At 60.4% G+C, this 24,446-nt stretch carries 23 protein-coding genes; 10 read left to right on the top strand and 13 right to left on the bottom strand.

Going from position 1 to position 24,446, the window contains the following annotated elements; translation table 11 throughout:
• Positions 1–30: 30 nt before the first annotated feature.
• The 3 genes from bfr to IFT59_RS22545 form a co-directional block, all read right to left on the bottom strand.
• On the bottom strand, positions 31–516 hold the full coding sequence (gene bfr, locus IFT59_RS22555) for a bacterioferritin (protein WP_062462773.1): 486 nt from the start codon (positions 514–516) through the stop codon (positions 31–33).
• A complete protein-coding gene (locus tag IFT59_RS22550) occupies positions 482–793 on the bottom strand; it encodes a (2Fe-2S)-binding protein (protein WP_192088344.1) in 312 nt (103 codons plus the stop codon). The genes bfr and IFT59_RS22550 overlap by 35 nt, the downstream gene beginning before the upstream one ends.
• Positions 794–888: 95 nt before the next feature.
• Positions 889–1,356: a hypothetical protein gene (locus tag IFT59_RS22545; protein WP_174197292.1), complete on the bottom strand. Its 468-nt coding sequence runs from the start codon at positions 1,354–1,356 to the stop codon at positions 889–891.
• A 477-nt stretch (positions 1,357–1,833) separates the two neighbouring features.
• Between IFT59_RS22545 and IFT59_RS22540 the strand changes: the two genes are divergently transcribed.
• Entirely contained in the window at positions 1,834–2,271 is a 438-nt protein-coding gene (locus IFT59_RS22540; protein WP_062462782.1) for a metallopeptidase family protein, read from the top strand.
• Positions 2,272–2,303: 32 nt separating this feature from the next.
• On the opposite strand, the gene IFT59_RS22535 is transcribed toward IFT59_RS22540, so the two are convergent.
• Both IFT59_RS22535 and IFT59_RS22530 read right to left on the bottom strand, forming a co-directional pair.
• Positions 2,304–2,510, bottom strand: a complete 207-nt coding sequence (locus IFT59_RS22535; RefSeq protein ID WP_062462785.1) for a DUF1737 domain-containing protein — start codon at positions 2,508–2,510, stop codon at positions 2,304–2,306.
• Entirely contained in the window at positions 2,507–3,382 is an 876-nt protein-coding gene (locus IFT59_RS22530) for an HpcH/HpaI aldolase/citrate lyase family protein (RefSeq protein ID WP_192088343.1), read from the bottom strand. The genes IFT59_RS22535 and IFT59_RS22530 overlap by 4 nt, the downstream gene beginning before the upstream one ends.
• 143 nt (positions 3,383–3,525) lie before the next feature.
• Between IFT59_RS22530 and IFT59_RS22525 the strand changes: the two genes are divergently transcribed.
• From IFT59_RS22525 to leuB, 4 genes are all read left to right on the top strand, one after another.
• Positions 3,526–3,768: a hypothetical protein gene (locus IFT59_RS22525; RefSeq protein ID WP_062462792.1), complete on the top strand. Its 243-nt coding sequence runs from the start codon at positions 3,526–3,528 to the stop codon at positions 3,766–3,768.
• Positions 3,769–3,894: 126 nt separating this feature from the next.
• Entirely contained in the window at positions 3,895–4,500 is a 606-nt protein-coding gene (gene leuD / locus IFT59_RS22520; protein ID WP_192088342.1) for a 3-isopropylmalate dehydratase small subunit, read from the top strand.
• Between the two features lie 10 nt (positions 4,501–4,510).
• Positions 4,511–4,900: a RidA family protein gene (locus IFT59_RS22515; protein ID WP_192088341.1), complete on the top strand. Its 390-nt coding sequence runs from the start codon at positions 4,511–4,513 to the stop codon at positions 4,898–4,900.
• Positions 4,901–4,945: 45 nt separating this feature from the next.
• Positions 4,946–6,055 carry a 3-isopropylmalate dehydrogenase gene (gene leuB, locus IFT59_RS22510; protein ID WP_192078885.1) on the top strand — a complete coding sequence of 370 codons (1,110 nt, stop codon included), beginning with the start codon at positions 4,946–4,948 and terminating at the stop codon, positions 6,053–6,055.
• A 79-nt stretch (positions 6,056–6,134) separates the two neighbouring features.
• Here leuB and IFT59_RS22505 read toward each other — a convergent pair whose 3' ends face one another.
• From IFT59_RS22505 to IFT59_RS22485, 5 genes are all read right to left on the bottom strand, one after another.
• On the bottom strand, positions 6,135–7,850 hold the full coding sequence (locus IFT59_RS22505; RefSeq protein WP_249407710.1) for an MFS transporter: 1,716 nt from the start codon (positions 7,848–7,850) through the stop codon (positions 6,135–6,137).
• Between the two features lie 162 nt (positions 7,851–8,012).
• The gene (locus tag IFT59_RS22500) at positions 8,013–9,281 is read right to left on the bottom strand and encodes an FtsX-like permease family protein (protein WP_192088340.1); all 1,269 of its coding nucleotides are present in this window, start codon (positions 9,279–9,281) and stop codon (positions 8,013–8,015) included.
• Complete coding sequence (locus tag IFT59_RS22495; RefSeq protein ID WP_192088339.1) at positions 9,278–9,967, bottom strand: ABC transporter ATP-binding protein; 690 nt, start codon at positions 9,965–9,967, stop codon at positions 9,278–9,280. Before IFT59_RS22495 ends, IFT59_RS22500 begins: the two co-directional genes overlap by 4 nt.
• 4 nt (positions 9,968–9,971) lie before the next feature.
• The gene (locus IFT59_RS22490) at positions 9,972–10,409 is read right to left on the bottom strand and encodes a hypothetical protein (RefSeq protein ID WP_244508928.1); all 438 of its coding nucleotides are present in this window, start codon (positions 10,407–10,409) and stop codon (positions 9,972–9,974) included.
• A 174-nt stretch (positions 10,410–10,583) separates the two neighbouring features.
• Entirely contained in the window at positions 10,584–12,347 is a 1,764-nt protein-coding gene (locus IFT59_RS22485) for an alkaline phosphatase (RefSeq protein WP_192088338.1), read from the bottom strand.
• Positions 12,348–12,435: 88 nt separating this feature from the next.
• On the opposite strand from IFT59_RS22485, the gene IFT59_RS22480 reads away from it, so the two are divergent.
• The 3 genes from IFT59_RS22480 to IFT59_RS22470 all read left to right on the top strand — a co-directional run bounded on the left by IFT59_RS22480 (position 12,436) and on the right by IFT59_RS22470 (position 14,794).
• The gene (locus IFT59_RS22480) at positions 12,436–12,630 is read left to right on the top strand and encodes a hypothetical protein (RefSeq protein WP_162734925.1); all 195 of its coding nucleotides are present in this window, start codon (positions 12,436–12,438) and stop codon (positions 12,628–12,630) included.
• A gap of 114 nt (positions 12,631–12,744) precedes the next feature.
• Positions 12,745–13,779 carry an aspartate-semialdehyde dehydrogenase gene (locus IFT59_RS22475; protein WP_062577062.1) on the top strand — a complete coding sequence of 345 codons (1,035 nt, stop codon included), beginning with the start codon at positions 12,745–12,747 and terminating at the stop codon, positions 13,777–13,779.
• A gap of 202 nt (positions 13,780–13,981) precedes the next feature.
• Positions 13,982–14,794, top strand: a complete 813-nt coding sequence (locus tag IFT59_RS22470) for a lytic murein transglycosylase (protein ID WP_192088337.1) — start codon at positions 13,982–13,984, stop codon at positions 14,792–14,794.
• Positions 14,795–14,815: 21 nt separating this feature from the next.
• On the opposite strand, the gene IFT59_RS22465 is transcribed toward IFT59_RS22470, so the two are convergent.
• Both IFT59_RS22465 and pdxY read right to left on the bottom strand, forming a co-directional pair.
• Complete coding sequence (locus tag IFT59_RS22465) at positions 14,816–15,490, bottom strand: carbonic anhydrase (protein WP_113109984.1); 675 nt, start codon at positions 15,488–15,490, stop codon at positions 14,816–14,818.
• Between the two features lie 68 nt (positions 15,491–15,558).
• A complete protein-coding gene (gene pdxY / locus IFT59_RS22460; RefSeq protein ID WP_175487304.1) occupies positions 15,559–16,431 on the bottom strand; it encodes a pyridoxal kinase PdxY in 873 nt (290 codons plus the stop codon).
• Between the two features lie 176 nt (positions 16,432–16,607).
• Between pdxY and IFT59_RS22455 the strand changes: the two genes are divergently transcribed.
• Both IFT59_RS22455 and IFT59_RS22450 read left to right on the top strand, forming a co-directional pair.
• The gene (locus tag IFT59_RS22455; RefSeq protein ID WP_192088336.1) at positions 16,608–21,371 is read left to right on the top strand and encodes an NAD-glutamate dehydrogenase; all 4,764 of its coding nucleotides are present in this window, start codon (positions 16,608–16,610) and stop codon (positions 21,369–21,371) included.
• A 25-nt stretch (positions 21,372–21,396) separates the two neighbouring features.
• A complete protein-coding gene (locus tag IFT59_RS22450; protein WP_192088335.1) occupies positions 21,397–22,785 on the top strand; it encodes an MFS transporter in 1,389 nt (462 codons plus the stop codon).
• A gap of 17 nt (positions 22,786–22,802) precedes the next feature.
• On the opposite strand, the gene purH is transcribed toward IFT59_RS22450, so the two are convergent.
• Positions 22,803–24,419 (bottom strand): bifunctional phosphoribosylaminoimidazolecarboxamide formyltransferase/IMP cyclohydrolase, encoded by a 1,617-nt coding sequence (gene purH / locus IFT59_RS22445; protein ID WP_192088334.1) that lies wholly within the window; start codon positions 24,417–24,419, stop codon positions 22,803–22,805.
• Between the last annotated feature and the right edge of the window lie 27 nt (positions 24,420–24,446).

Genomic DNA, 24,446 nt, shown 5'->3' with positions numbered 1-24,446 from the left:
TCGAGCGATAGAGTGTCGATGATTTGAGCTTTACTCAGCGGAGTCGGCTGATTCCGCGTTGAGCTGGCCGTATCTCTCTTCGCCGATCTTCGAGAGAAGTTCGAGCTGCGTTTCCAGGAAGTCGATATGACCTTCCTCATCCATCAGCAGCTGTTCGAAAAGCTTCATGGAGACATAGTCGCCGGCGGCGTGACAGATATCACGCGACGCCTTGTAGGCGGTGCGGGCATCGTATTCGCCAGCCAGATCGGCTTCGAGAACTTCCTTGACGTTCTGGCCGATGCGAAGCGGTGCCAGCGTCTGAAGGTTCGGATGACCCTCGAGAAAGATGATGCGGTCGATCAGGCGATCGGCATGCTGCATCTCTTCGATGGATTCGGCCCTCTCCTTCTTGGCAAGCTTGGTAAAACCCCAATCATGCAGGAGACGATAGTGCAGCCAGTATTGGTTCACAGCGCCAAGTTCGAGGAAGAGTGCCTCGTTAAGCCGCTCGATGACCTGTAAGTCGCCTTTCAATGTCCGCTCTCCTGTTTTCTTCGTGGAGTTGTTTCAAGCGCGACATATAGACGATCACGTCAGCTTCCGTCGAGTGCCGCTGGGCGTGATATTCTTCAGTGGTCTTGATGATCAGATCGACGACATTGGGAAAGCAACCGCAGCAACGGCCGCGTTTTTCCATCGCATGGTAGACCTTGATGGGAACGATCAGCTGCCAACAGTCCTCAGTGAGGAGTTGGATGATCGTATCCTTGATCTCCCTTTCGGTGATGTAATTGCAACTGCAAACCAGCATTTTGGATCGACCTGGAGAACATTGACCTCGATACAGACTTTTTGCAAAAGAGGACAAGCGATGTCAAGAAAGAATCCAGCCCGGTAATTGACATATCATAACCCCCTTATCAACGATCCGTGATCGGAGGCAGTGATGCCTAACCGGCTGCTGTGTCGCTGCGATATCTCTGAAAAGGCTCGGACGTCACTCGATCGAAACAACGCGCCGCCACAGGTTCCGTCCGCGGCAGAAGCAGAATCGCTCCACACGCCCGGAAAAGATGCGAGTGTCCCTTTGACGTCGAAACCCATCTGACGGAGTCTGCGGGAGGCATTGCCGAGCAAGCCCTGCTCTCCGCCACCGTAATCCGCACAGCCCGTGATATCCAGAGAGAGCCCGTTGCGCCCTTCTAGCGTCACCAGTGGCGTATATCGGTCGCACCAGTCGGAGAGCGCCATCAGAAGCGCCGCGTCGGCATCATCGTCTTCGTCCATCACGTCGAGCTCCGGAAAGATAGCTCGCGCTTCTGAAACGCCCTGCCCCAGCTTCAGGTTAAGGCGTTCGGCGGCCGCGTCGAGCACTGTCAGGCACATCCTGTCGGCGTGGCGCCCGGCAAAGACGATCGGTGGATGGTCGTGATGGCGGGACGACCGCCAGTCCATACCCCAGCGGCGGCGCGCGATTCTGTCGGTTGACAGACGCGGGAACACGAGTGTCAGAATACGCCTCTGTCCATACGCTAGAGCGGATCGAAAACAGGCGGTCATGCGGGTTCCAATCCAGACCAGACGCGAGCATCACGAGCAAGCTCGCCGACCGCTTTCCGTTTCCGAGATCGGCTTGCGCAGGGCAAAAGTCTCTCCCGCGCCCAGGCACCTTTGGCCATGGCGTTAACTCCATCGATAATGTTCGCTTTATGTTCTTATGGATTCCAGACACGTGGCAAAGAGTCAACAGCTCCCGATCAGGAATCTTTTCCTCTAAAAGCTATCGCAATGATTCTTTTCTCGAAATAGCTGCTTCAGGTATTATATGTGCCTGAGTTGGAAGGAGATCCCATGGCCCGCATTGACCAGACCGATGATTGGCAGGATCGCCATGCGCCGACGATCAGCACGTTCGAGTCGCTGGCATTAGAAGCCTACAGCCACCTTCCGGACGAATTCCGCAAACTTACAACGAACCTCACCATTGAGGTCGAAGAATTTCCGGACGACGACGTTTTCGAAGACATGGCGCTGGAAACGCCGTTCGACCTTCTGGGCCTGTTCGAAGGACGTGGCATTTCGGAACGGTTTACGGTGGAAACCGGCGAACTGCCCAATCGCATCCGGCTCTATCGCCGGCCTATCCTCGATTACTGGGCGGAGAATGAGGAAACGCTGGGCGATATCATCACCCACGTCCTTATCCACGAGATCGGCCATCACTTCGGCCTGAGTGACGACGACATGGAGCGCATCGAGGCGAGCGCCGAGGAAGCAAGCCAGCGCTGATCCAGCGCCGGCTTACAGACCTCGGCTGAGCTTTACTGCTCGCCGAGCTTCATGTCGGGGCTGTATTCCTTGCCTTCTACGGTCTTCATCACGGCCTGGCCGCAATGCATCTCGCCCGTCTTGCCGTTGAAGGCGTAGCTTGGCGAACCGGAGAGTTCCCAGCCCTTGTTCAGCGCCGCCGTCACCCGGTGACAAAAGGCGGCATCGTCAGGACCGGTGATGAAACGATATACTTTCATTGCTTTCTCTTTCTGTTGGCGATGACCGCCGCGCTGGCGACGAGCTTTTCCGCATCTTCGAGATGCAGACGCTCGACCATGCGGCCGTCGAGGTTGATGACGTTGAGCGTTTCGGCTCCCGGCTGGCGGAAGGCCTCGATGATGCCGCGTGCCTCTTCAAGCGCATCATCATAAGGACCGAAATGACGGTTGGCCGCGTCGATCTGCGCCGGATGGATCAGCATCTTGCCGGAAAATCCCATGGCACGGCCCTGGGCGCACTCGGCTTCGAACGCGGCTTCGTCCTTGAAATCGTTAAACACGCTGTCGATCACATCGACACCATAGGCCCTGCCCGCCAGCACGACCTGCATCAGCCAGGGTATGAGATTGGCCCGCCCCGGCTGCGGCAAAACACCCGTTGCCTTGCGGAGATCGTTGAGCCCCACGACGAGGCATTTGATCCGTCCGCCCACGCTCGAGATTTCGGCTGCGTTGAGGACGCCGAGCGGCGTTTCGATCATCGCCCAGATAGAGACCCTCTCCGGCACGCCCGCCTGAGAAAGGCGCTCGGCGATCACCCGGACGTCGTCCGCATGCTCAACCTTGGGAATGACCACCGCATCCGGCAGAAGTTCGACGATGAGCTCGAGATCCGCAGGACCGAATTCGCTTGTGAGCGGATTGATCCGGATAGCCGTCTCGAGACCATCGGAATTCAGCTCGGCAAAGCTTCTGCGGAGGTTATCCCGCGCTTCCGCCTTCTGCCCGGAGGCCACGGAATCCTCCAGATCGAAAATCACGCCGTCGCAGTCGAGCTGCGGGATTTTCGAAAGCGCACGGGTGTTGCTCGCGGGAACGCTCAGGAGCGAGCGCCGGATCAAAGCGGCCATCGCTTCGGGACCATGTAATCATTGGGAAAAGTCATAACGTGGTTGTGACAAGCTTTTTGGCCCTCGGCAAGACAGGAGGTCGCGAAACCACTTGTAAGCGAGGCCCGCCGGTCCCACATTTCAGACGTTGAAAGGTATGATCCATGCAAAACATTCGTGCATTTTTCGTCGTCGCCTCAGCTATTGCGGTGCTTGCCATGGCGGCGCTCTTTACAGCGTCTCTGACCGTCGCATTTGCCGGCATTCTCGTCCTTCTTTCAATTGGTAGGGCGATCTCGACCAGGTTGAACCCTGTACCCGTGCGAGCGAAATCGTTCGGACCAAAGCCGGCCAGCCGTGATATCCGTGTGTGGAACGACGGCCGCGGTACCATCATCGACCTCTAGCGTCATCATGTTCGCTCCGCCTGCGCGCTCTGGCGCAGCGGAGTACCGGTTGAAGGCATAATGCCCTTCAAATCGGTGGCAAATTGCTTTATTTGGCCTTCACGACAACTCCCTTGGAGGCAGATCATGGACAAGTTCACGCAACTCACAGGCGTCGCAGCGCCGCTTCCGGTCGTCAACATCGACACCGACATGATCATTCCCAAGGACTACCTGAAGACGATCAAGCGAACCGGTCTCGGCAAGGGACTGTTTGCAGAATCCCGCTACAATCAGGATGGGTCAGAAAACCCGGATTTCATCTTGAACAAGCCGGCCTATCGCAATTCCAAGATCCTGGTGGCTGGCGACAATTTCGGCTGCGGCTCGTCGCGTGAGCACGCGCCTTGGGCACTTCTCGATTTCGGCATCCGTTGCGTGATCTCGACCAGCTTTGCCGATATTTTCTACAATAACTGTTTCAAGAACGGCATCCTGCCGATCATCGTATCTCCGGAAGATCTCGAAAAGCTGCTCGATGATGCGGATCGTGGCTCCAATGCCGTCATTTCGATCGATCTCGAAGCACAGAAGATCACCGGCCCGGATGGCGGCTCGCTGCATTTCGACATCGACCCCGGCCGCCGCCAGATCCTTCTCGAAGGTCTCGACGATATTGCATCGACGCTGAAGAGCGACGCCGTGATCTCGAGTTTCGAGGACAAGAACAGCACGGACCGCCCCTGGCTCTGAGGGTTATCAGATGATCACGCATATCTCCTCCGGATCACCGTTCGAAGCGCGGATCGGCTATTCCCGCGCAGTTGTTGACCGTGACATGGTCTATGTCTCTGGCACGACGGGCTATGACTATGCCCTGATGGTGATGCCTGACGATGTCGCTGACCAGACCCGCAACGCGCTCGCCACTATCGCAAAAGCGCTTGGCGAAGCCGGCAGCAGCCTGAAGGACGTTGTCCGCGTGCGCTATTATCTCGTCGACATGGCCGATTACGATTCTGTGGTCGAGGTCGTCGGATCGGCATTTGCCAGCATCCGTCCGGCAGCGACCATGATCGTCTGCGGCCTCACCACCCCTGAAATGAAAATCGAGATCGAAGTGACCGCACGCATCGGTGCCGGCGCTTCCTGAAACAGCTGCCCAACCGCCGCCTGAACAATCAAGGACATCTGCACAATGGCAAAACACCTTTTCCTGCTTCCCGGTGATGGCATCGGTCCAGAGGCCATGGGCGAAGTGCGCAAGATCATCGCCCATATGAACGACGCCATGAGTGCCGATTTCGTCACCGACGAAGGTCTGGTCGGCGGCTGCGCCTATGATGCGCATGGCGCCGCCATTTCCGACGCGGATATGGAAAAAGCGATGGCGGCCGATGCCGTCCTGTTCGGCGCCGTCGGCGGTCCGAAATGGGATAGTGTTCCCTATGAGGTTCGCCCGGAAGCTGGTCTGCTGCGCCTGCGCAAGGACATGGAGCTTTTCGCAAATCTTCGCCCCGCCATCTGCTATCCGGCGCTTGCCGCCGCCTCTTCGCTGAAACCCGAACTGGTGGACGGGCTCGACATCCTGATCATCCGCGAACTCACAGGCGGCGTCTATTTCGGTGAGCCGAAGGAAATCATCGATCTCGGCAACGGCCAGAAGCGCGGCATCGATACCCAGATCTACGACACCTACGAGATCGAACGCATCGCAGGCGTTGCCTTCGAACTGGCGCGCACCCGCAAGAATGCCGTGTGCTCCATGGAAAAGCGCAACGTCATGAAGTCGGGCGTGCTGTGGAACCAGGTCGTCACCGAAATCCACAAGGCGAAATATTCCGATGTGAAGCTGGACCACATGCTGGCCGATGCCGGCGGCATGCAGCTGGTTCGCGCCCCGAAACAGTTTGACGTCATCGTCACCGACAACCTGTTCGGCGACATGCTGTCCGACGTTGCGGCCATGCTGACGGGTTCGCTCGGCATGCTGCCGTCCGCGTCCCTCGGCGCCCCCGATGGCAAGACCGGCAAGCGCAAGGCGCTTTATGAGCCGGTCCATGGTTCGGCACCGGATATTGCCGGCAAGGGCATTGCCAACCCGATCGCCATGATCGCGTCCTTTGCCATGTGCCTGCGTTATTCGTTCAACATGATCACTGAAGCCGACAACCTGGAAAAGGCGATCGCCAACGTTCTCGACCAGGGCATCCGCACCGGCGACATCATGGCCGACGGCTGCCGCCAAGTCGGCACCGGCGACATGGGCGACGCCATCCTCAAGGAATTTGCCGGTCTTTCGGCCTGAGGCATCCCGCGAGGGGACCACTTCCCTGAAACGAAAAAGGGCCCGACGTCTCCGCCGGGCCCTTCTTTTTGCTGACTGATCAGTCGTTAAGATCGATATTGCGCCGGTCCTTCACGAAGACCGCGCCGATGATGATCGTGAGAACGGCAAAGCCGACCGGGTACCAGAGGCCGGCGTAGATATCCCCGGTCGAGGCAACGATCGCGAAGGAGGTGGCCGGCAGCAACCCGCCGAACCAGCCGTTGCCGATGTGATACGGCAGCGACATGGCGGTATAGCGGATGCGTGTCGGGAAAAACTCCACCAGCGCCGCGGCGATCGGGCCGTAGACGATCGTCACATAGACGACCATGACCCAGAGAATGGCGATGACCGTCAAAGCCTGGGCATTGCCGAACACCGCGAAGAAGCCATCGACACGCACCTTGGCAGCATCGTTGGCGGCAGGGTAGCCGGCTGCCACGCTGGCCGGGCCGAGACGCTGCGCGAAGGTTTCGGTCTTGCCGTCCGGCAACGTCACATTGGCAACGGGAACGTCCGTGCCCGCCACGCTGACCGTGGTTGGCGCACCGGCGGCTGCTGGCACCAGCGTGTAGGTAAACGCCTGCTGCGACAACGTGCGTCGCGCGACGTCGCAGGGCTGCGTGAAGGTTCTGATACCAACCGGGTCGAACAGGGATCCGCATGTCGCCGGATCCGCCGAAACCTGGATCTGGACGTTTTTGATCGCTGCCGCGTAGGTCGGATTGGCGGTATTGGTCAATGCGTGGAACAGCGGGAAGTACGTGACCGCTGCGAGCCCGCAGCCTGCCAGAATGACCCATTTGCGGCCCACGCGGTCAGACAGCGCACCGAAGACGAGGAAGAATGGTGTGCCGAGAAGAAGCGACCAGGCAATCAGTACGTTCGCCGTCAGAAGGTCGACTTTCAGGATGCTCTGCAGGAAGAACAGCGCGTAGAACTGGCCGGTATACCAGACGACCGCCTGGCCGACGACAAGACCGAACAGTGCGATCAGCACGATCTTGCCGTTCTTCCAGGTGCCGAAGGCTTCCGTCAGCGGTGCCTTCGAACGGGTGCCTTCTTCCTTCATCTTCTGGAAGACGGGGGACTCGTTCATCTGCAAGCGGATGTAGATGGAGACGGCAAGCAGCAGTGCCGATCCGAGGAACGGAATGCGCCAGCCGCCCAGCAGACCGAATATGACCGGATAGCTTGTGGCAAAGGCTTCTTCACCCATGTTGACGCGCAGCGTCACGATGACGGCGAGCGACAGCAACAGGCCAAGCGTCGCCGTCGTCTGAATCCAGGCCGTGTAAAATCCGCGGCGACCGGGCGGGGCGTGCTCCGCCACATAGACAGCAGCACCACCGTATTCGCCACCAAGCGCCAGGCCCTGCAACATGCGCAGCGCGATGAGAAGGATGGGCGCCGTTGCACCAATCTGCTCGTAGCTCGGCAGAAGACCGACAAAGAATGTCGATAGGCCCATGATCACGATCGTGACAAGGAAGGTATATTTGCGTCCGACAAGATCGCCGAGCCGTCCGAAGACCAGTGCGCCGAAGGGGCGGACGAGAAAGCCTGCAGCAAAGGCCAGCAGTGCAAAGATGGCCTGCGTGGCGGGCGGAAACGCCGAAAAGAACTGCCGGCCGATGATGACGGCAAGCGTTCCGTAGAGATAGAAATCATACCATTCGAAAATGGTACCCAGCGACGAGGCGAAGATGACCTTCTTTTCCTCGCGCGTCATGGGGCTAGCCTTCGTCCGGGCTGCCGTTGCGACGTGTGCCATTGTCGTCCTCCCAACAAGATGAACTCCGTGCCTTCCTGTCCGGCCATTCTCCTCCTCGGCCAGACAGGTTAGCGCAATCGTTGCAGAGTGACAGAATTTGGCACGCCGGATGAGACATGCTTTCGGCTTATGACTTTCGTCTAATGACGTAGCTCGGAATGGTCAGGAGCGAAGCGCCTGGGCGGGCGACTGCCGATAGGCAAGAAGTGCCGGCACGGCCGAAAGGACCGCTGCAAAGCCCAGCAGAAAAAGTGCCAGACGTACGTCGTCTCTCGTGAACCCGACCGGCAGGATGACCCCGCTTTTCGCGGTAAACAGATGGGCGCCGAACTGCGCCCCCAGTAGCCCGCAGACGAAGCCGAGCCCGATGCCAAGCGCAACCAGGAGAAGCAGCTCCAGCCACACGATCAGGAAGACGGCGCCGCGCGGTGCCCCGAACGCGCGCAGCGCGCCGATCTGCCGGCGCCGTTGCCCCACATGGATCACCGTCACCAGCACCAGTGCCGCCGCGACAAGAGCCTGAGATCCCGCAGCGACCGCACTCAACACCATTTTCGCATCGCCAAGCGTTGCATAAAGGCCGGTCAGCACCTCGCCGGGAAAGACCGCCACCGTGCCATTGCCGCGATAGGCCTGACGCAGGCGATAAGCGTCGGCAATCGACTTCGGTTTGACCAAAATGGCCGGCAGGCCGGGGGTATCAGCGCCGAAATCCTCAACGATCGGCGCATCCGGATCGATGCCGCCGTGGTGATGGTCTTCGTCATGGGTGGCAGGGGCGACAGTTGCCGCAGGCTCCGTGCCTCCGTCCTCGTGCTCAGGTTCGTCGCCGAGACCATGGACATGCCATACGGCCTGGATCGGCACGAGAATGGCGCGGTCCCAAGGCGTGCCGGTAGGTTTCAGCTTGCCCACGACCTTGTATGCGATGTCCGTATGGGTTGGACCACCGGTTTCGGCTGTTCCATGCATCGGCTTGACGACGGCGCCGACCGGAAGAGTGACGGAAGCGCCGAGAACCGCTTCGCCTTCCGCGGCAAACAAGCGCCCCTCGCCAAAGCCTGGCGTCGTGCTGGTCACAAGCGTCGTCGTCGTTCCCACGATCGGATAGCCGGCAAAGGAATCGCCGAAACCGACGGGAGCTGCCCAGGCGACGCGCGGATCGGCGGCAAGTTTCGAAAGTAGCTCTCCATCGACCAGCGGCAGCGGCGCGGGCTGGAGAAAGATCGAGGAGAGGATCAGCTGCGTTTCGCTGCCGGAGGCGCCGATCACGAGATCGAACTTGTCGGCGGCACGCGCACTTCCGAGACGCAGCGACCGTTCCTGCAGGGTCACGGCAACCCCGAGCGCCGTAGCTAAGGCAACCAGAAGCACCACGACGGCGCAGCCCAGCCAGAGACGCCGCAGGTCGGCGACAATAAAACGGATCATACCGGCACCTTCCCGACAACATCATCGCCGACGATGCACCCGCTCCTGAGCACGATGCGCCGGTCGAGGCGTTCGATCATGCGTTGGTCGTGCGTCGCCACAACGAGCGTGCTGCCGGCACCGGCCGCGACCGACAGAAGCAGATCCCCGACCGCCTCGCCGTTTTCGACATCGAGGCTTGCCGTCGGCTCGTCGGCAATTATGATACCCGGCTTGCGCAGCAGCGCCCGGGCAATCGCCACCCGCTGCATCTCGCCGCGCGACATAGTCTCGACGGACTGACCGGTTCGCTTCAACCCCACGGTCTCGATCAGCTCATGCGCTCTTTTCACCAGATTTAGGGTCGCAACCCGCGAAAGCCTCGCCGGCAAGAGCACGTTATCCAGCGCGGAGAGGCCCGCAAACAGATGGAAATCCTGCATCACCAGGCCGACATTTTCGGCCCGCCAAAGGTCTCGCCGGCCTTCCGACAGTCTGGCAATATCCTGCCCACCCCAGATGACCTCACCGGTGCGAACACGCTCGAGCCCCGCAATGATATTGAGAAGCGTGCTCTTGCCGGAACCCGACCCGCCCGTGAGCGCAACCCGGCTGCCGGCAGCGATCTCAAGGGCGTCGATGGAAAGAACCGGTGTCGCCAGACCGGGAAACGAGACGGCGAGAGATTGCACCTTCAGAGGCATCATATCGTCAGACCGTACCGTATTCCGCCTGTCGGATCCGCAGCAGGCTCACGAAGCCGGTGTCCGGATCGGTCCACGAGCCCATCTCGAGCGTGCCGCGCACCTCGATCGTCTGGCTTGGCTGGGTGAATGTCTGCTTCTCATCGAGATAGACAACGACGATATTGTCCGGCCAATCCGCATCGGTGGAGCAGAACGGGCAGATCGACATCGGCACTTCGGTCAGAACAAAGAACGAGGCTTCCGCCTTCAGCGGTGGCGCCATGAAACCGCGCATGGCGATCTCCTGGCCGTTCAGCCGCTTGACCTTGTCGGAAAATTCCAGCCCGAGAACGCTGACCTTGCCATAGAGCTCGTCGAAGGAAAGCCCGTTTTCCGCTCGGGCTATTGCTCCTGATATCAGCAGCGGCAGGCCGGCAATGATGCCGAGCGAGGTCTTGAGCATCTGGCGACGATCGACCATCTCGAGCGCTCCCATGATCACTCTCCCGCGTTGATCACAGTCATCATCCAGCAGGTGAGTCATATCTTCAAGTCCCGCGATATCTCATTGGACAGGGGGCATGCCACAGGACATGCCCCCTCTTTCAGTCTTGTCGTTCATGCCCGATAGGTCTGATTAGTTGGTCTGCTTGGCGCCCAGCGCGAAAGTTTCCGCGAGAACCTTGTAGACGTCGCTCTGCTCCATGTAGCCGCGGAAGCCTTCCGAACCCGGGCCGGCAGCCTGAAGCACCACGTCGTCAACCGCATGGACGCCGCTGTCAGCGCTCTTCGGGATGATGCCGGTCACGAGAACGGCACCTGGGACATCCTTGTAGGCTTCGTTGGCGACATATTCCTTCTTTTCGTTCTGGATGGCGGGAACGAAGGGATTGTCGAGCTTCGGACGGAATGTCTCGTAATGATCAGGGCCGTTATTGGCGTTCAGGAACAGGCGCTTGGTCACATCGACCTTGTCAGGATAACCGTCCTTGTTCTCGTCCATATAGTTCGGGAAGCCTGCCTCGGCATAGGTCCCGACCTTTTCGCGCATGTCGTCGCCCGGCTTTTCATCGTTGACCGTACCGATGATCGAAACACCGTGGGTATGATCGCCGGTGACGATGATCAGCGTGTCGGGGTTCTTGTCGGCAAATTCGCGGGCTGCGGCGATTGCCTTGTCGAATTCGATCGTATCGACGACGGCGCGGTCCCAGTCCAGCGGATGGGACATCTTGTCGATGTTGGCAGCTTCGACCATCAGGAAGAAGCCGTCCGGGTTCTTCGACAGCGTGTCGAGCGCGACCTTGGTCATGTCGACGAGGCCCGGCTGATCCGGGAACTTCGCCGTCGTGCCCTTTTTCAGGAATTCGCGGTCAAGCGTCGTGTCCATGTTGCCGGTGTGGAACAGGCCGAGGATCTTGCCGGTATTGGTGCCGGATGCCGTTGCCAGTTCAGCCTTGCTGGTCGCAAGCATGTAGCCGGCGTCCTTGAACAGGGCGATATAGTCCTTGTCGTCCTTGCGCTTGGATCCAGGCGTCGCCTGGGGCAGGAAGTAGGCGGAACCGCCGCCGAGCAGGACGTCCGGCTTGACGTCGAACAGCATGCCGTTGATTTCCGCCTTGTCGCCGCGCTTGCGGGTATGGGCGACGACGGCTGCGGGTGTTGCGTCCTGAACTTCTGCGGTCGTGACGATGCCGATCGACTTCTTCGTCTGGCGGCGGACCGCTTCCGCGTATGTTTCAACCTTCGGATCGTCCATCGAGTCAGGCGTGCGGTCGGCATAAACGCCGATTGCGTTCACGGCTGTCTTGTGGCCGGTCATATAGGCCGACATCGTGTTGGCGCTGTCGGTGGCGACGGCGTCCGTCGCAGACGTCCCGATAAGGGCTGCCGGCGGGATGTCGTCCATCGCGAGACGACCGTTCGCTTTGCCCTCGGTCATGCCCTTGGCCATGATGCGGGCAGCGGTGCGATGCGCCACGGAAAGACCGTCACCGATCAGGAAGATCACGTTCTTGGCCTTTGGCTGCGCCGCGGTGCCGTAGACGTTCCAGGTCACGCTTTTGGTTTCCGAACCAGCAGACACCTCAACCTTGTAGTCGCCGGCATTCGCGATCGTCAGTGCGCGCAGCACGACGGCGGAACCGAGGACCTTGTCCTTGTTCTTCTCTTCTGCAACGAACTCGACATCCTTGCCGAACACGGACTTGTAGTCCTGGCCGTTGACGGTGATCTTGACGTCCTCAGGCTTCACGACCGAGCTGAACTCGACCTTGAAATCGAATGGAGAGCCGGTCAGGATCGTCGCCCGATCAAGCGGAAAGACGTTCGCGGCGTGGGCGGCTTGCATGCCGCCGGAAAGAATTGTGGTGGCTGCAAAGGCAGCAAGAAGCATACGCATGGAAAACCCCCGTCGTTGCGTCGCATAGAGGTTCGGGGATAGCCCCATGCGATGACAGTGCAATGACAGAAACGTGATAACGGCGCCGATGTCCGATCGCATCAACCTTGACTCTGTGGCAAAATCTTTTATGAGCAGCGTTGGAAAAGGAGTGTCCATGCTTCGCCGCGACTTTCGCTTTGCTGCGTGTGATGACCTGGCAGTATCTGCCGGGCGGCTGGATGTTGCCCTTTCGGTTTCCGACAAAACCACGGCCAAAACGACGACGAAAATTATCGTCTGACGTCTCTGGCCACCGCTCTCTCCCCGGTACGGCCGGGGACAAGGAACACCGCGTCGCGCACGACACGGGCTTCCCCCTCAGAAAACCGAGGAGAGACAGAAAGAGAGCAAAGAAATGGGTTTCAAGATCGCAGTCGCCGGTGCAACCGGCAATGTCGGCAGGGAAATGCTGAACATTCTGGCCGAACGTGGTTTTCCGGCTGATGAAGTCGTCGCACTCGCCTCCGCCCGCAGCCAGGGCACGGAAGTCTCCTTCGGTGACAAGACGCTCAAGGTGTCCAACCTCGAGAACTACGATTTCTCCGATACCGACATCTGCCTGATGTCCGCCGGCGGCGATGCCTCCAAGAAGTGGTCGCCGAAGATCGGTGCGCAGGGCTGCGTCGTCATCGACAACTCGTCCGCCTGGCGCTACGATTCGGAAGTGCCGCTGATCGTTCCGGAAGTGAACCCCGACGCCATCGTCGGTTTCTCCAAGAAGAACATCATTGCCAATCCGAACTGCTCGACGGCCCAGCTCGTCGTCGCGCTGAAGCCGCTTCACGACTTTGCCAAGATCAAGCGCGTCGTCGTTTCCACCTACCAGTCGGTGTCCGGTGCCGGCAAGGAAGGCATGGACGAACTCTTCACCCAGACCCGCGCCGTGTTCGTCGCCGATCCGGTCGAATCGAAGAAGTTCACCAAGCGTATTGCCTTCAACGTCATCCCGCATATCGATAGCTTCATGGAAGACGGCTACACGAAGGAAGAGTGGAAGGTTCTGGCCGAGACCAAGAAGATGCTCGACCCGAAGATCCGTGTCACCTGCACGGCCGTTCGCGTTCCGGTCTTTATCGGCCACTCCGAATCCGTCAACATCGAGTTCGAAAACGAGATCACCGCCGATCAGGCCCGCGATATCCTGCGCGAAGCGCCGGGTTGCCTCGTCATCGACAAGCACGAAGACGGCGGTTACATCACGCCTCTCGAATGCGCCGGTGAAGATGCGACCTACATTTCGCGTATCCGCGAGGACGCAACCGTCGAAAACGGACTCAACATCTGGGTCGTCTCCGACAACCTGCGCAAGGGTGCCGCGCTGAACGCGATCCAGATCGCCGAACTTCTGGTCAATCGCGGTCTGATCAAGCCACGCAAGGTTGCTGCTTAATAAGTAACGTACTTTATTAAGCAAATCCGCTTAGAAAGCCCCGTCAGAAATGACGGGGTTTTTTCGATTCGTCTCTCTTCACGAACTATTCATGGGAAGATGAATTGCGATTATCCGCCACTGGGGTCATAAGGCCGAATATAGCGCAATTCTTCCGGAAGCTTTCGGCCAAGCAATCCGGACTTTCGACGGGTTTGACCGCATGATGAAGACTATTCTGGCAGGATTGATCGCAGCAGCAACGCTTGCAACCGCAGCCCCGGCCTTTGCCGCCGCCTGCGGCAATGATGGAGCCGGTTTCGACAGCTGGGTCGCCGATTTCAAGCAGCAGGCACCGTCCAAGGGTATCAGCCCTGCAGTTCTCGACCGCGCCTTTGCCAACGTCGTCTACAACCGCCCGACCATTCGCGCCGACCGCGGCCAGAAAAGCTTCAAGCTTTCCTTCGACGAGTTCATGAAGAAGCGCGGTGGCGCAACGATCATCTCGCGCGGCAAGTCCATGAAGAAATCCAACGCAGCGCTGTTTGCGTCGATTGAGCGCCGCTACGGCGTTCCGGCCGGTCCGATCCTGGCGATCTGGGGCATGGAAACCGGTTTCGGCAATTACATGGGCGACCAGCATACGCTGTCAGCCGTCGCAACGCTTTCCTATGACTGCCGCCGTTCGGCATACTTTACCGAACAGCTTTACGCTGCCCTGCAGCTCGTTGCCCGCGGTGATCTCAGCACCACTGCAAAGGGTGCGGCGCATGGCGAGATCGGCCAGACGCAGTTCCTGCCGCTCAACGTCATCCGCTACGGCGCCGATGGCGACGGTGACGGCCATATCGACATGGTCCGTTCGCGCGCCGATGCGCTGGCATCGACCGCCAACTTCCTCAAGGGTCATGGCTGGCGTACAGGCGCCGGTTACCAGCAGGGCGAGCCGAATTTCGTCGCCATCCAAGGCTGGAACGCGGCAACCGTCTACCAGCAGGCGATCGCATACATGGGCGCCCAGATCGACGGCGGCTGAGCCGTTACACGGTTGAAATGATCAGGCCGGGCTCTGCTCGGCCTCGATCGCCGGTACACTGATGTCTGGCCGGGTGAAATCGCCCTTCTCGTTCATCACCCACAACTCGCCGGTCGAGATATCGAACCAGGCGCCGTGAATGTCGAGTTCTCCCTTTTCCGTGAGATCGCGGACGAAGGGGAAGGTCTGCAGATTGGCGATCGAATTGCGGATCGACACCCGTTCGAGCGCTGTCTGACGCTCGCTCTGGGTCATCAGGTCGTTGCTCTGGATCTGCGTGGCCGCAGGCCTGACCAAACCCATCCACTTGCCGATGAAATCCCCCTCCGACAGCGGCTTCATGGAAGCGTCGAGCGCTGCCTGGATACCGCCGCAGCGGCCGTGGCCCATGACAACGATATTGCGGATCTCGAGCACCTGCACCGCGTATTCAACCGCAGCCGATGTCCCGTGAAACTGGCTGTCGGGCTCGTAGCGCGGTACCATGTTGGCGACGTTGCGGACCACGAAGAGTTCTCCCGGACCGCAGTCGAAGATCGTCTCGGGCGCCGCGCGGCTGTCGCAACAGGCAACCAGGAGCGTATGCGGCTTCTGGCCGGTATCGGCGAGCGCGCGGTAGCGCTCCCGCTCGTCGCTGTAGCGACCACTCATGAAGTTACGGTAGCCCGAAAGCAGTTTTTCTGGAAATTCGCTCATGGCTCACGATTATCGTGCAGCCAGACGAGAATCAACGGCCATTGTGTGGATGCGCATGCTCTTTGAGCTTACGGCTTGCGCCTCTTAAGGGGATGCACGAGCCGGCGCATCTGGACCATCGCCATCGGCGTCGAGAGGCTGGCGGCATCCATTTCCAGCGTCAGCTCGTTGGCCCCGCGCTTTACCGAACGCGCCAGCACTTCGAACACGCTGGCAGTCGTTGTTTGCAGGGCTTTCTCTTCATCCATGCCGGACATGACGCGGGCGAGAAAAACCGCTGAGAGCAGGTCTCCGAGCCCGTTCGGGGCGTGGTCGATCAGCCGGTGTTCAGCCAGCAGCGCATGATTGCCGGTGAGATAGAGATTGCCGGTACTGCCGGTCATCATCGGCACCGCCGAGGTCACCAGCATCCGCGGCGGCCCGAGCGCGATTGCCGCCTCCATGATCGCATTGTTGTCATCGAGCGGTGCACCCGAGAGCCAGGCAAGCTCGTATCGGTTCGGCGTGGCGATGGTGGCAAGCGGCAGAAGCTCGTCGCGGATCGCTTCGGCTGTCGGCTGCGGGATATAGAGCCCGCCGAGATCGCCCATCACGGGATCGCAGACATAGATAAGGTCCGGGTTGTTTCTCCGCAGCGCCTCGATCAGTCGTGCCACGGCGCGCGGCTGCGCGGCATTTCCGAAATACCCGGTCAGCACCGCCTTCACTTCGCCGAGCCATGGCGCCCGGATAAGATCGTCTATAGCCTTGTCGAAATCCGATTCGGGAAACGTCAGGCGCGTCGAAGGACCGTGCCCGGGATGCCAGGGCAGAACGACGGTCGGCATGGCCCAGACGGGATATCCCAGGGTCTCGAGCGCGAAGACGGCGGCCCGGTTACCGACCGAGCCACGGATCACATGGCTGGAAATGACGATGACCGCGCCTGAATTACCCTGCATGATGCTTGCTTTCGACGTTATCGAACCGTTGATCGGATCTCTGTGTCGGCATGTCAACAAGACGTGACACGCCTATGACAAATTCCAGCCGCAAGCACCGGTGAGACACCGCGGCAAAGCATAATGACATTGGCTGCGTTTTATCGCACGTTGAGAAAAAATTTAGGGAGAGACAGATGGCAGGCCGGCAAAACCCGAAGCGGGACAAGCAGATCGAGAAGGCGGGCAAGATTGCGGCCGCTTCCGGCATGGAGGACCATCTCGATCCCTTCCTGATCTTCAGCCGCGCCAGCAGTGACGATCTCGAAAACTACACGCCCGAAATGCTCGCACTCTGCGCCGGGCATGCCGCCAGAAGGCTGAAAGCCTGGACGCGCATGAAGGCCGACGTCACGATCGAGACACTCGATGGCGTCGAGCCCGATGGAATGCCCGTTTCGATCATTACGGTGATCGATCGCAACATGCCCTTCCTGTTCGATTCGGTCATGGGTGAGGTGACGACGGCCTATCGCGACCTCACGATGGCCGTCCATCCGATCCTCGTCATCGAACCCGGCAAGCAGCCGACGCTTCACTCGAGCGAGCGACCCGGCGACCCGGCCCATCATGTCAGCCTGATCCAGATCCATGTGCCCCAGCTCAACGACGAGCAAGCCGACGGGCTGGTCGAGCGAATCCGCTATGTTCTTAACCAGGTGCACCAGGCCATCACCGGCTGGTCCGCGATGCTCGGCGTTCTCAAAGACGCCCAGGCCCAACTCGTCAACGCGAAAAAAGGCAAGAAGGCCGATGCCGACGAGGCGTATGCTTTTCTCGACTGGCTCAGGAACGACAATTTCACCTTCCTCGGCATGCGCGAATACACCTATTCGGGCAAGGGCGCCGATGCCAAGGTGGAGCGCGGCAAGGGCAGGGGCCTCGGCATCCTGTCCGATCCGGATGTGCTCGTGCTGCGACAGGGCAAGGATCAGGTCACGACGACGCCAGAAATCCTCGAATTCCTCGACGGCCCGGATTTCCTCATCGTCGCCAAGGCCAACGTCAAATCCGTCGTGCACCGTCGCGCCTATATGGATTACGTCGGGGTGAAGCGCTTCGATGAAAAGGGCAATGTGGTCGGAGAACTGCGCATCGTCGGCCTGTTCACTTCCACGGCCTACACGCAGTCCGTCCGCGACGTGCCGCTGCTGCGCGCAAAGATCGCCCGTATTGAAAAGAATTTCGGGTTCGATCCGGAAAGCCATTCGGGCCGCATGCTCGAAAACACGCTGGAATCCTACCCGCGCGACGACCTTTTTCAGATCGATCTCGATGTTCTCTCGAGCTTCTGCGAACAGATCATGGAGCTGAGCGAGCGGCCGCGCGTCCGCGTACTGCCGCGTATCGACCATTTCGACCGTTTCGTTTCTGTCATCGTCTATGTGCCGCGCGAGGATTATAATTCGATCGTCCGCGAAAAGGTCGGCGCGTATCTCTGCGAAATCTTCGACGGCCACGTCTCGGCCTATTACCCGGCGTTTCCGGAAGCCCGCGTTGCCCGCGTCCACATGATTATCGGCCGCAGCGGCGGCAAGACGCCGCGCGTCGCGCAGGCAAAGCTTGAGGAGGCCGTGCGCCTTATCGCGACGCCGTGGGAAGACAGGTTCGCATTGCTTGCGGAAGACGGCCCCCGCCTTTCCGTCACCCGCGCCTTCCAGGAAGCATTTTCGCCGGAAGAGACCTTTGCCGACCTGCCCGATATTGCCGCCTGCGCTGCCGGCGAGACCATCCGCATCGACTTCTACCGGCGCCCCGGTGACGATGCCAATACCGTTTCGCTAAAGATCTTCCACCGCGACCAGCATCTTTCCCTGTCGCGCCGCGTGCCGCTTCTCGAAAATCTCGGCTTTCACGTGGTCAGCGAGCAGACATTCGAGATCCACGCCGGCCCGCAAGCGGACCTCATCGTCCTGCACGACATGGAACTGCAGCTCGACGGTGCCCGTGAGATCGATCTCGCCCGCGAGGGACAGCGGCTCGAAGACGCATTCCTCAGGGCGTTCGAGGGACTGATCGACAATGACGGCTTCAACCGCCTTGTTCTGCTCGCCGGACTTTCCGCCCGCGAAGTGACCGTGCTGCGCGCCTATGCGCGCTATCTGCGCCAAGCCGGCATCGTCTACTCGCAGACCTACATCGCCGATACGCTCAACAAGTATCCGGAAATCTCCGCCTCCGTCTTCCGCCTGTTCCGCGACGGGTTCGATCCGAAGATTGCCGAAAAAGCCCGTATCAGGAAGCTGACCGAGCTGCACGAGACGATCGAGCAAGCGCTCGGCAACGTCCCGAACCTCGACGAGGACCGCACGCTTCGCCGCTTCGTCAACGCGATCGACGCAACGCTTCGCACCAACTATTTCCAGGTGGACGAGAACGGCGGCGCAAAGCCGATGCTGGCGTTCAAGCTTGATCCTGACATGCTCGACGGCCTGCCGGAACCGCGCCCGTACCGCGAGATCTTCGTCTACGGCACCGAAGTCGAAGGTGTTCACCTGCGCTTCGGCAAGGTCGCTAGAGGCGGCATCCGCTGGTCGGATCGCGGCGAGGATTATCGCACCGAAGTGCTGGGCCTCGTGAAGGCGCAGCAGGTGAAGAACGCCGTCATCGTTCCCGTCGGCGCCAAGGGCGGCTTCTTCCCGAAGATGCTTCCCGCCGCCGCCGCGCGCGACGCCTTCTTCAACGCCGGCAAGGAAGCCTACAAGACCTATATCCGCACGCTTCTGTCGGTTACCGACAACATCATCGACGGAGAGGTGGTCCCGCCCGAAAACACGCTGCGCATCGATGAGGACGATCCTTACTTTGTCGTCGCTGCCGATAAGGGAACGGCAACCTTCTCCGACACCGCGAACGGTCTGGCGCAGGAAGCCGGCTTCTGGCTGGATGATGCCTTCGCATCGGGCGGCTCTGCGGGCTACGACCACAAGAAGATGGGCATCACCGCCCGCGGCGCCTGGGAAGCGGTCAAGCGGCATTTCCGCGAAAAGGACATCGACATCCAGACGACGCCGTTCTCGGTCGCCGGTGTCGGCGACATGTCGGGCGACGTCTTCGGCAACGGCATGCTTCTGTCGGAAAAGATCCGTCTGATCGCCGCCTTCGACCACCGCGACATCTTTATCGATCCGGATCCGGATATCGAAAAGTCCTTCGCCGAACGCAGCCGCATGTTCGCCCTTGCCCGCTCCAGCTGGCAGGATTACGACCGCTCGACGCTGTCTGAAGGTGCAATGATCATTTCGCGCACGGAAAAATCCGTCAAGCTGACCAAGCAGGCGGCAGCGGCGATCGGTATCGACAAGATGACGGCCTCACCCTTCGAGATCCTGACGGCGATCCTGAAAAGCAAGGTGGACCTTCTCTGGTTCGGCGGCATCGGCACCTATATCAAGGCCGCGTCCGAAACCGATACCGAAGTGGGCGACCGCGCCAATGATCCGATCCGCATCACGGCCGGCGAAGTCGGTGCCAGCGTCATCGGCGAGGGCGCCAATCTCGGCGTTACCCAGAAGGGCCGCATCGCCTATTCGCTGGCCGGCGGGCGCTGCAATTCCGACGCGATCGACAATTCCGCAGGCGTCAATTCGTCCGACGTCGAGGTCAATATCAAGATCGCGCTCAATCCGGCCATGCAGGACGGCAGGCTGACCCGCGCCAAGCGCAATACGCTGCTCGCCTCTATGACGGAAGACGTGGGGCATCTCGTCTTGCGCAACAACTACCTTCAGCCACTGGCGATTTCACTCGTCGAGCGCAAGGGTACCGCCAATCGCGAGCAGCTAGCCCGCCTGATGTCGGTCCTCGAAAGCGAAGGGCGGCTGAACCGCAAGGTCGAAACGCTGCCCGACGATGTCGAACTTGCCGAGCGCTATGCCAGCGGCCGGCCGCTGACACGACCGGAGATCGGCGTGCTCGTCTCCTACTCGAAGATCGTCCTGTTCGACGCCCTGATCGACAGCACCATCCCCGACGACCCGTATTTCGCATCCGTGCTGAAAGCCTATTTCCCGGCGAAGATGCAGAAGGCTTATGCCGCCGATATTGCCGGCCACCGCCTGCACCGCGAGATCGTCGCGACGGCGCTGGCAAACGAAGCCATCAACCGCGGAGGACCGGGCTTTATCCACATGATGAGCGACATGACGGGCGCCACCGCGGCCAATGTCGTGAAGGCACTCTTCCTCGTTCGCGACGGCTTCGATCTGGAGAATATCTGGGCCGAAATCGACCAGCTGGATGGCAAGATCTCCGGCCGGGTTCAGAATGATCTCTACGCCCAGGTTACCCGCATCATCGGCATCGGCACCTATCTCGCGCTCCAGACGCAGATCGGCACGACGGAACTGACTGATGCCATCGCCAGGCTCAGGGCCGCCATCAAGGGGCTGCGCGCCACCGTGACCGACGATATCATCGCCGAAACGGGCCCGCTTGCCGCAGAACTTGAGGCCGAAGGTGCGCCGTCCGGTCTCGTGAAAGAGATACGCCTGCTATCGGCCCTCGTCATCGTGCCGGAGATCATGCGGATTGCCGACCGGACCGGCGAAAGCATGGCGCGCGCCATCGAGAGCTATTTCGCCGTCACCGAAACGTTCCGCGTCAACCGGCTGATCGTGGCCGGCGAGCGGATTGGCACAAGCGATCATTACGAAAGCCTGGCGCTTTCGCGCAGCCTTCAACAGCTCGCCTCGGCCCGCCGGGACATCGTCATTGCCGTCTTGACCGAGCACCGCAAGGACAAGAAGCCGGTGGAGGCCTGGATCGCTGGCGATCGACTGCGCGTCAATCGCATCGGCGCTGAACTGATGAGCCTGAGCGAAAGCGGCGATCTGACCCTCTCGAAGATTTCCGTCGCCGCCGGCCTGCTAGGAGATCTGGCACACGCACGGTCGACTTGAGGGCAGGGGCTCCGGGGAAAAGAAGATGGCCGAGACAGGAATTGACGAGGCGCCGGCTAAACCAGGCCGGCGCGGCATTTGGGGCTGGATGCTGTTCGACTGGGCGGCACAGCCGTTCTTCACGGTTGTCATCACCTTCATCTTCGGCCCGTATTTCGTCGCGCGCCTCACCGACGACCCGATCTCCGCCCAGACCACCTGGAGCAACATGGCGACGGCATCCTCCGTCGTCATCGCCATCCTGTCTCCGATCCTGGGATCGATCGCCGATCAGTCGGGGGCCAGAAAGCCATGGATCGCAAGCTTTGCACTGATCAAGGTCGCAAGCCTCGTCATGCTCTGGCAGGCCGCCCCCGGCTCGCCACTCACCCTGCCGGTGACCTGCATCATCCTTGCCTCGATCGCGGCGGAGTTTTCCATCGTCTTCAACGATTCCATGATGCCGCGCCTCGTATCCAAGGCCGATATCGGCAAGGTTTCGAACATCGCCTGGGGTCTGGGTTATCTCGGCGGCATGACCGTGCTGATCGCGGTCGTCGCGCTGCTTGCCGCCAATCCGGAAACGGGTCTGACGCTCCTCGGCATTCCGCCGCTCTTCGGGCTTGATCCGGCGCTCGGCGAGGACGCGCGCATCACCGGCCCGATCGCGGCGATCTGGTATCTTCTATTCATCCTGCCGATGTTCTTCTTCACGCCGGACGCCCCGAAAGGCCTGCCTCTCGCAAAGGCCGTCGGCTCCGGCTTCCGCGAACTTGCAGGCACGCTGCGTGAACTTAAGCATCGCCCCGGCACCATCCGTTTCCTGATTGCCCGCATGCTCTATCAGGATGGCGTCAACGGCCTGATCATTCTCGGCGGCACGTTTGCGGCCGCAATGTTCGGCTGGGCGACCATTGAGATCGGCATCTACGGCATCATCCTGAATGTCGTGGCGATCTTCGGTTGTATCGCCGCCGGGGTCCTCGACCGCGTGCTCGGATCAAAGACTGTCGTGGTTACAAGTCTAGTCCTGCTGTTGATCGCAACGCTCGGCATCGTTTCCACCAGCCCGGGTGAGGTCTTCTTCGGCCTGATGCCGCTTTCCATGGAGGATTCAGGCGGTATGTTCGGCACCGCGGCGGAAAAGGCCTACATTCTGTTCGGGCTTCTGATCGGTGCCGCCTTCGGCCCGGTCCAGGCCTCGTCGCGGTCATACCTTGCCCGCAGCATCGATGTGTCGGAGGCCGGCCGCTATTTCGGCATCTACGCGCTGTCTGGACGCGCCACGAGCTTTCTCGCAACGCTGTCATTTTCCATCGTCACCTATGCAACGGGCTCGGCCCATCTTGGTATGGCGACGCTGACAGTCTTTCTCGGCACCGGCCTTATCCTGCTTCTGACCGTGCCCTATCCGGCCGACAGATCGGCCGGATAGAAAGTTTTCGGCTCGGATTAGTGCCGGAAGTGCCGCATGCCGGTAAACACCATCGCCACACCATGCTCATCGGCGGCCGCAATCACTTCCGCATCGCGCATCGACCCGCCGGGCTGGATGACAGCGGTTGCGCCGGCAGCAATCGCCGAAAGCAGACCATCGGCAAACGGGAAGAAGGCTTCCGAAGCGACCGCTGACCCCTTGGTCATCGGCTCGGCCCAGCCCATCGCCTTCGCCGCATCTTCGGCCTTGAGGCCGGCGATGCGGGCGGAATCGATGCGGCTCATCTGGCCGGCGCCAATGCCTGCCGTCTGGCCGTCCTTGGCATAGACGATGGCGTTGGACTTGACGTGCTTTGCCACCTTGTAGGCGAACTTCATGTCTTCAAGCTCGGTCGGCGTCGGTGCTCGCTTGGTGACGACCTTCAGATCGACATCCTCGATCACGCCGCTGTCGCGGCTCTGGACAAGAAGGCCACCGGCAACGGTCTTTGCCGTGATGCCGCGCGAACGGGGATCCGGCAGGCCACCGGTCACCAGCAGGCGCAGGTTCTTCTTGGAAGCGATGATCGCCTTCGCCTCGTCGGAAACCTCGGGTGCGATGATTACTTCGGTAAACAGCTTGACGATCTCTTCCGCCGTCTCGGCATCGAGCAGCTGGTTGAGCGCGATGATGCCGCCGAAAGCTGATGTGCTGTCGCAGGCCAGCGCCCGCAGATAGGCGTCCTTCAGCGTCGAGCCGGTTGCGACGCCGCAGGGGTTGGCGTGCTTGATGATGGCACAAGCCGGTCCCTGGTCGGCCGCAAATTCGCCGATCAGCTCGAAGGCGCCATCGGTGTCGTTGATGTTGTTGTAGGAGAGCTGCTTGCCCTGCAGCAGCGTCGCGGTGGCAACGCCCGGGCGGTTCTCGCCGGTCACGTAGAAGCCGGCGCTCTGGTGCGGGTTCTCGCCGTAGCGCATGGCTTCCTTCAGCACGCCGCCGATCGTCCGGTAGCTCGGCGTCTCGATCTCGAGCGCTTCGGCAAACCAGTTGGAGATCGCCGTGTCATAGGCTGCGGTGCGGGCATAGGCCTTGGCGGCAAGCTTCTGGCGGAATGCATAGTCCGTCTCGCCGCCATTGGCCTGCAGCGCTTCTATCAGGGCAGGGTAGTCGGAGGGATCGGTGACGATCGTGACATAGGCATGGTTCTTGGCGGACGCACGGATCATCGCCGGGCCGCCGATATCGATATTCTCGACCGTCGTCGGATAGTCGCCGCCTGCCGCGCGCACTTCCTCGAATGGATAGAGATTGATGACCGAAAGATCGATGCTCTCGATGCCGTGTTTCTGCATCGCCGCGACATGCTCCTCGTCGTCGCGGATGGCGAGAAGGCCGCCATGCACCGTCGGATGCAGCGTCTTGACGCGACCGTCCATGATCTCAGGAAAACCGGTAACCTTGGAGACGTCGGTGACGGCAAGACCCGCGGCCGCGATCGCCTTGTGCGTGCCGCCGGTCGATAGCAGCTTCACACCCTGCTCGGTCAGCGCTTTCGCGAGCTCGATGATGCCGGACTTGTCGGACACGGAAAGAAGCGCTGTGCGGATCTTGACGCGGTCTGGCGCTGGGATTTTCTTGGATGCGACGGCCATCGGTCTCTCCTGAAAGAGGGTGCCCAA

Source organism: Rhizobium sp. CFBP 8752 (assembly GCF_014842035.1).
Taxonomy (GTDB): domain Bacteria; phylum Pseudomonadota; class Alphaproteobacteria; order Rhizobiales; family Rhizobiaceae; genus Neorhizobium; species Neorhizobium soli.
The sequence above is the reverse complement of the archived record's forward strand: the minus strand, read 5'-3'. Positions and strand labels throughout refer to the sequence as shown.

Bases quoted from the DNA above. Each gene is read 5' to 3' on its own strand.
- IFT59_RS22550 (WP_192088344.1), bottom strand. From the start codon at position 793: ATGCTGGTTTGCAGTTGCAATTACATCACCGAAAGGGAGATCAAGGAT.
- IFT59_RS22540 (WP_062462782.1), top strand. From the start codon at position 1,834: ATGGCCCGCATTGACCAGACCGATGATTGGCAGGATCGCCATGCGCCG.
- IFT59_RS22535 (WP_062462785.1), bottom strand. From the start codon at position 2,510: ATGAAAGTATATCGTTTCATCACCGGTCCTGACGATGCCGCCTTTTGT.
- IFT59_RS22530 (WP_192088343.1), bottom strand. From the start codon at position 3,382: ATGGCCGCTTTGATCCGGCGCTCGCTCCTGAGCGTTCCCGCGAGCAAC.
- IFT59_RS22525 (WP_062462792.1), top strand. From the start codon at position 3,526: ATGCAAAACATTCGTGCATTTTTCGTCGTCGCCTCAGCTATTGCGGTG.
- leuD (WP_192088342.1), top strand. From the start codon at position 3,895: ATGGACAAGTTCACGCAACTCACAGGCGTCGCAGCGCCGCTTCCGGTC.
- IFT59_RS22515 (WP_192088341.1), top strand. From the start codon at position 4,511: ATGATCACGCATATCTCCTCCGGATCACCGTTCGAAGCGCGGATCGGC.
- leuB (WP_192078885.1), top strand. From the start codon at position 4,946: ATGGCAAAACACCTTTTCCTGCTTCCCGGTGATGGCATCGGTCCAGAG.
- IFT59_RS22505 (WP_249407710.1), bottom strand. From the start codon at position 7,850: ATGGCACACGTCGCAACGGCAGCCCGGACGAAGGCTAGCCCCATGACG.
- IFT59_RS22500 (WP_192088340.1), bottom strand. From the start codon at position 9,281: ATGATCCGTTTTATTGTCGCCGACCTGCGGCGTCTCTGGCTGGGCTGC.
- IFT59_RS22495 (WP_192088339.1), bottom strand. From the start codon at position 9,967: ATGATGCCTCTGAAGGTGCAATCTCTCGCCGTCTCGTTTCCCGGTCTG.
- IFT59_RS22490 (WP_244508928.1), bottom strand. From the start codon at position 10,409: ATGCTCAAGACCTCGCTCGGCATCATTGCCGGCCTGCCGCTGCTGATA.
- IFT59_RS22485 (WP_192088338.1), bottom strand. From the start codon at position 12,347: ATGCGTATGCTTCTTGCTGCCTTTGCAGCCACCACAATTCTTTCCGGC.
- IFT59_RS22480 (WP_162734925.1), top strand. From the start codon at position 12,436: ATGTCCGATCGCATCAACCTTGACTCTGTGGCAAAATCTTTTATGAGC.
- IFT59_RS22475 (WP_062577062.1), top strand. From the start codon at position 12,745: ATGGGTTTCAAGATCGCAGTCGCCGGTGCAACCGGCAATGTCGGCAGG.
- IFT59_RS22470 (WP_192088337.1), top strand. From the start codon at position 13,982: ATGATGAAGACTATTCTGGCAGGATTGATCGCAGCAGCAACGCTTGCA.
- IFT59_RS22465 (WP_113109984.1), bottom strand. From the start codon at position 15,490: ATGAGCGAATTTCCAGAAAAACTGCTTTCGGGCTACCGTAACTTCATG.
- pdxY (WP_175487304.1), bottom strand. From the start codon at position 16,431: ATGCAGGGTAATTCAGGCGCGGTCATCGTCATTTCCAGCCATGTGATC.
- IFT59_RS22455 (WP_192088336.1), top strand. From the start codon at position 16,608: ATGGCAGGCCGGCAAAACCCGAAGCGGGACAAGCAGATCGAGAAGGCG.
- IFT59_RS22450 (WP_192088335.1), top strand. From the start codon at position 21,397: ATGGCCGAGACAGGAATTGACGAGGCGCCGGCTAAACCAGGCCGGCGC.
- purH (WP_192088334.1), bottom strand. From the start codon at position 24,419: ATGGCCGTCGCATCCAAGAAAATCCCAGCGCCAGACCGCGTCAAGATC.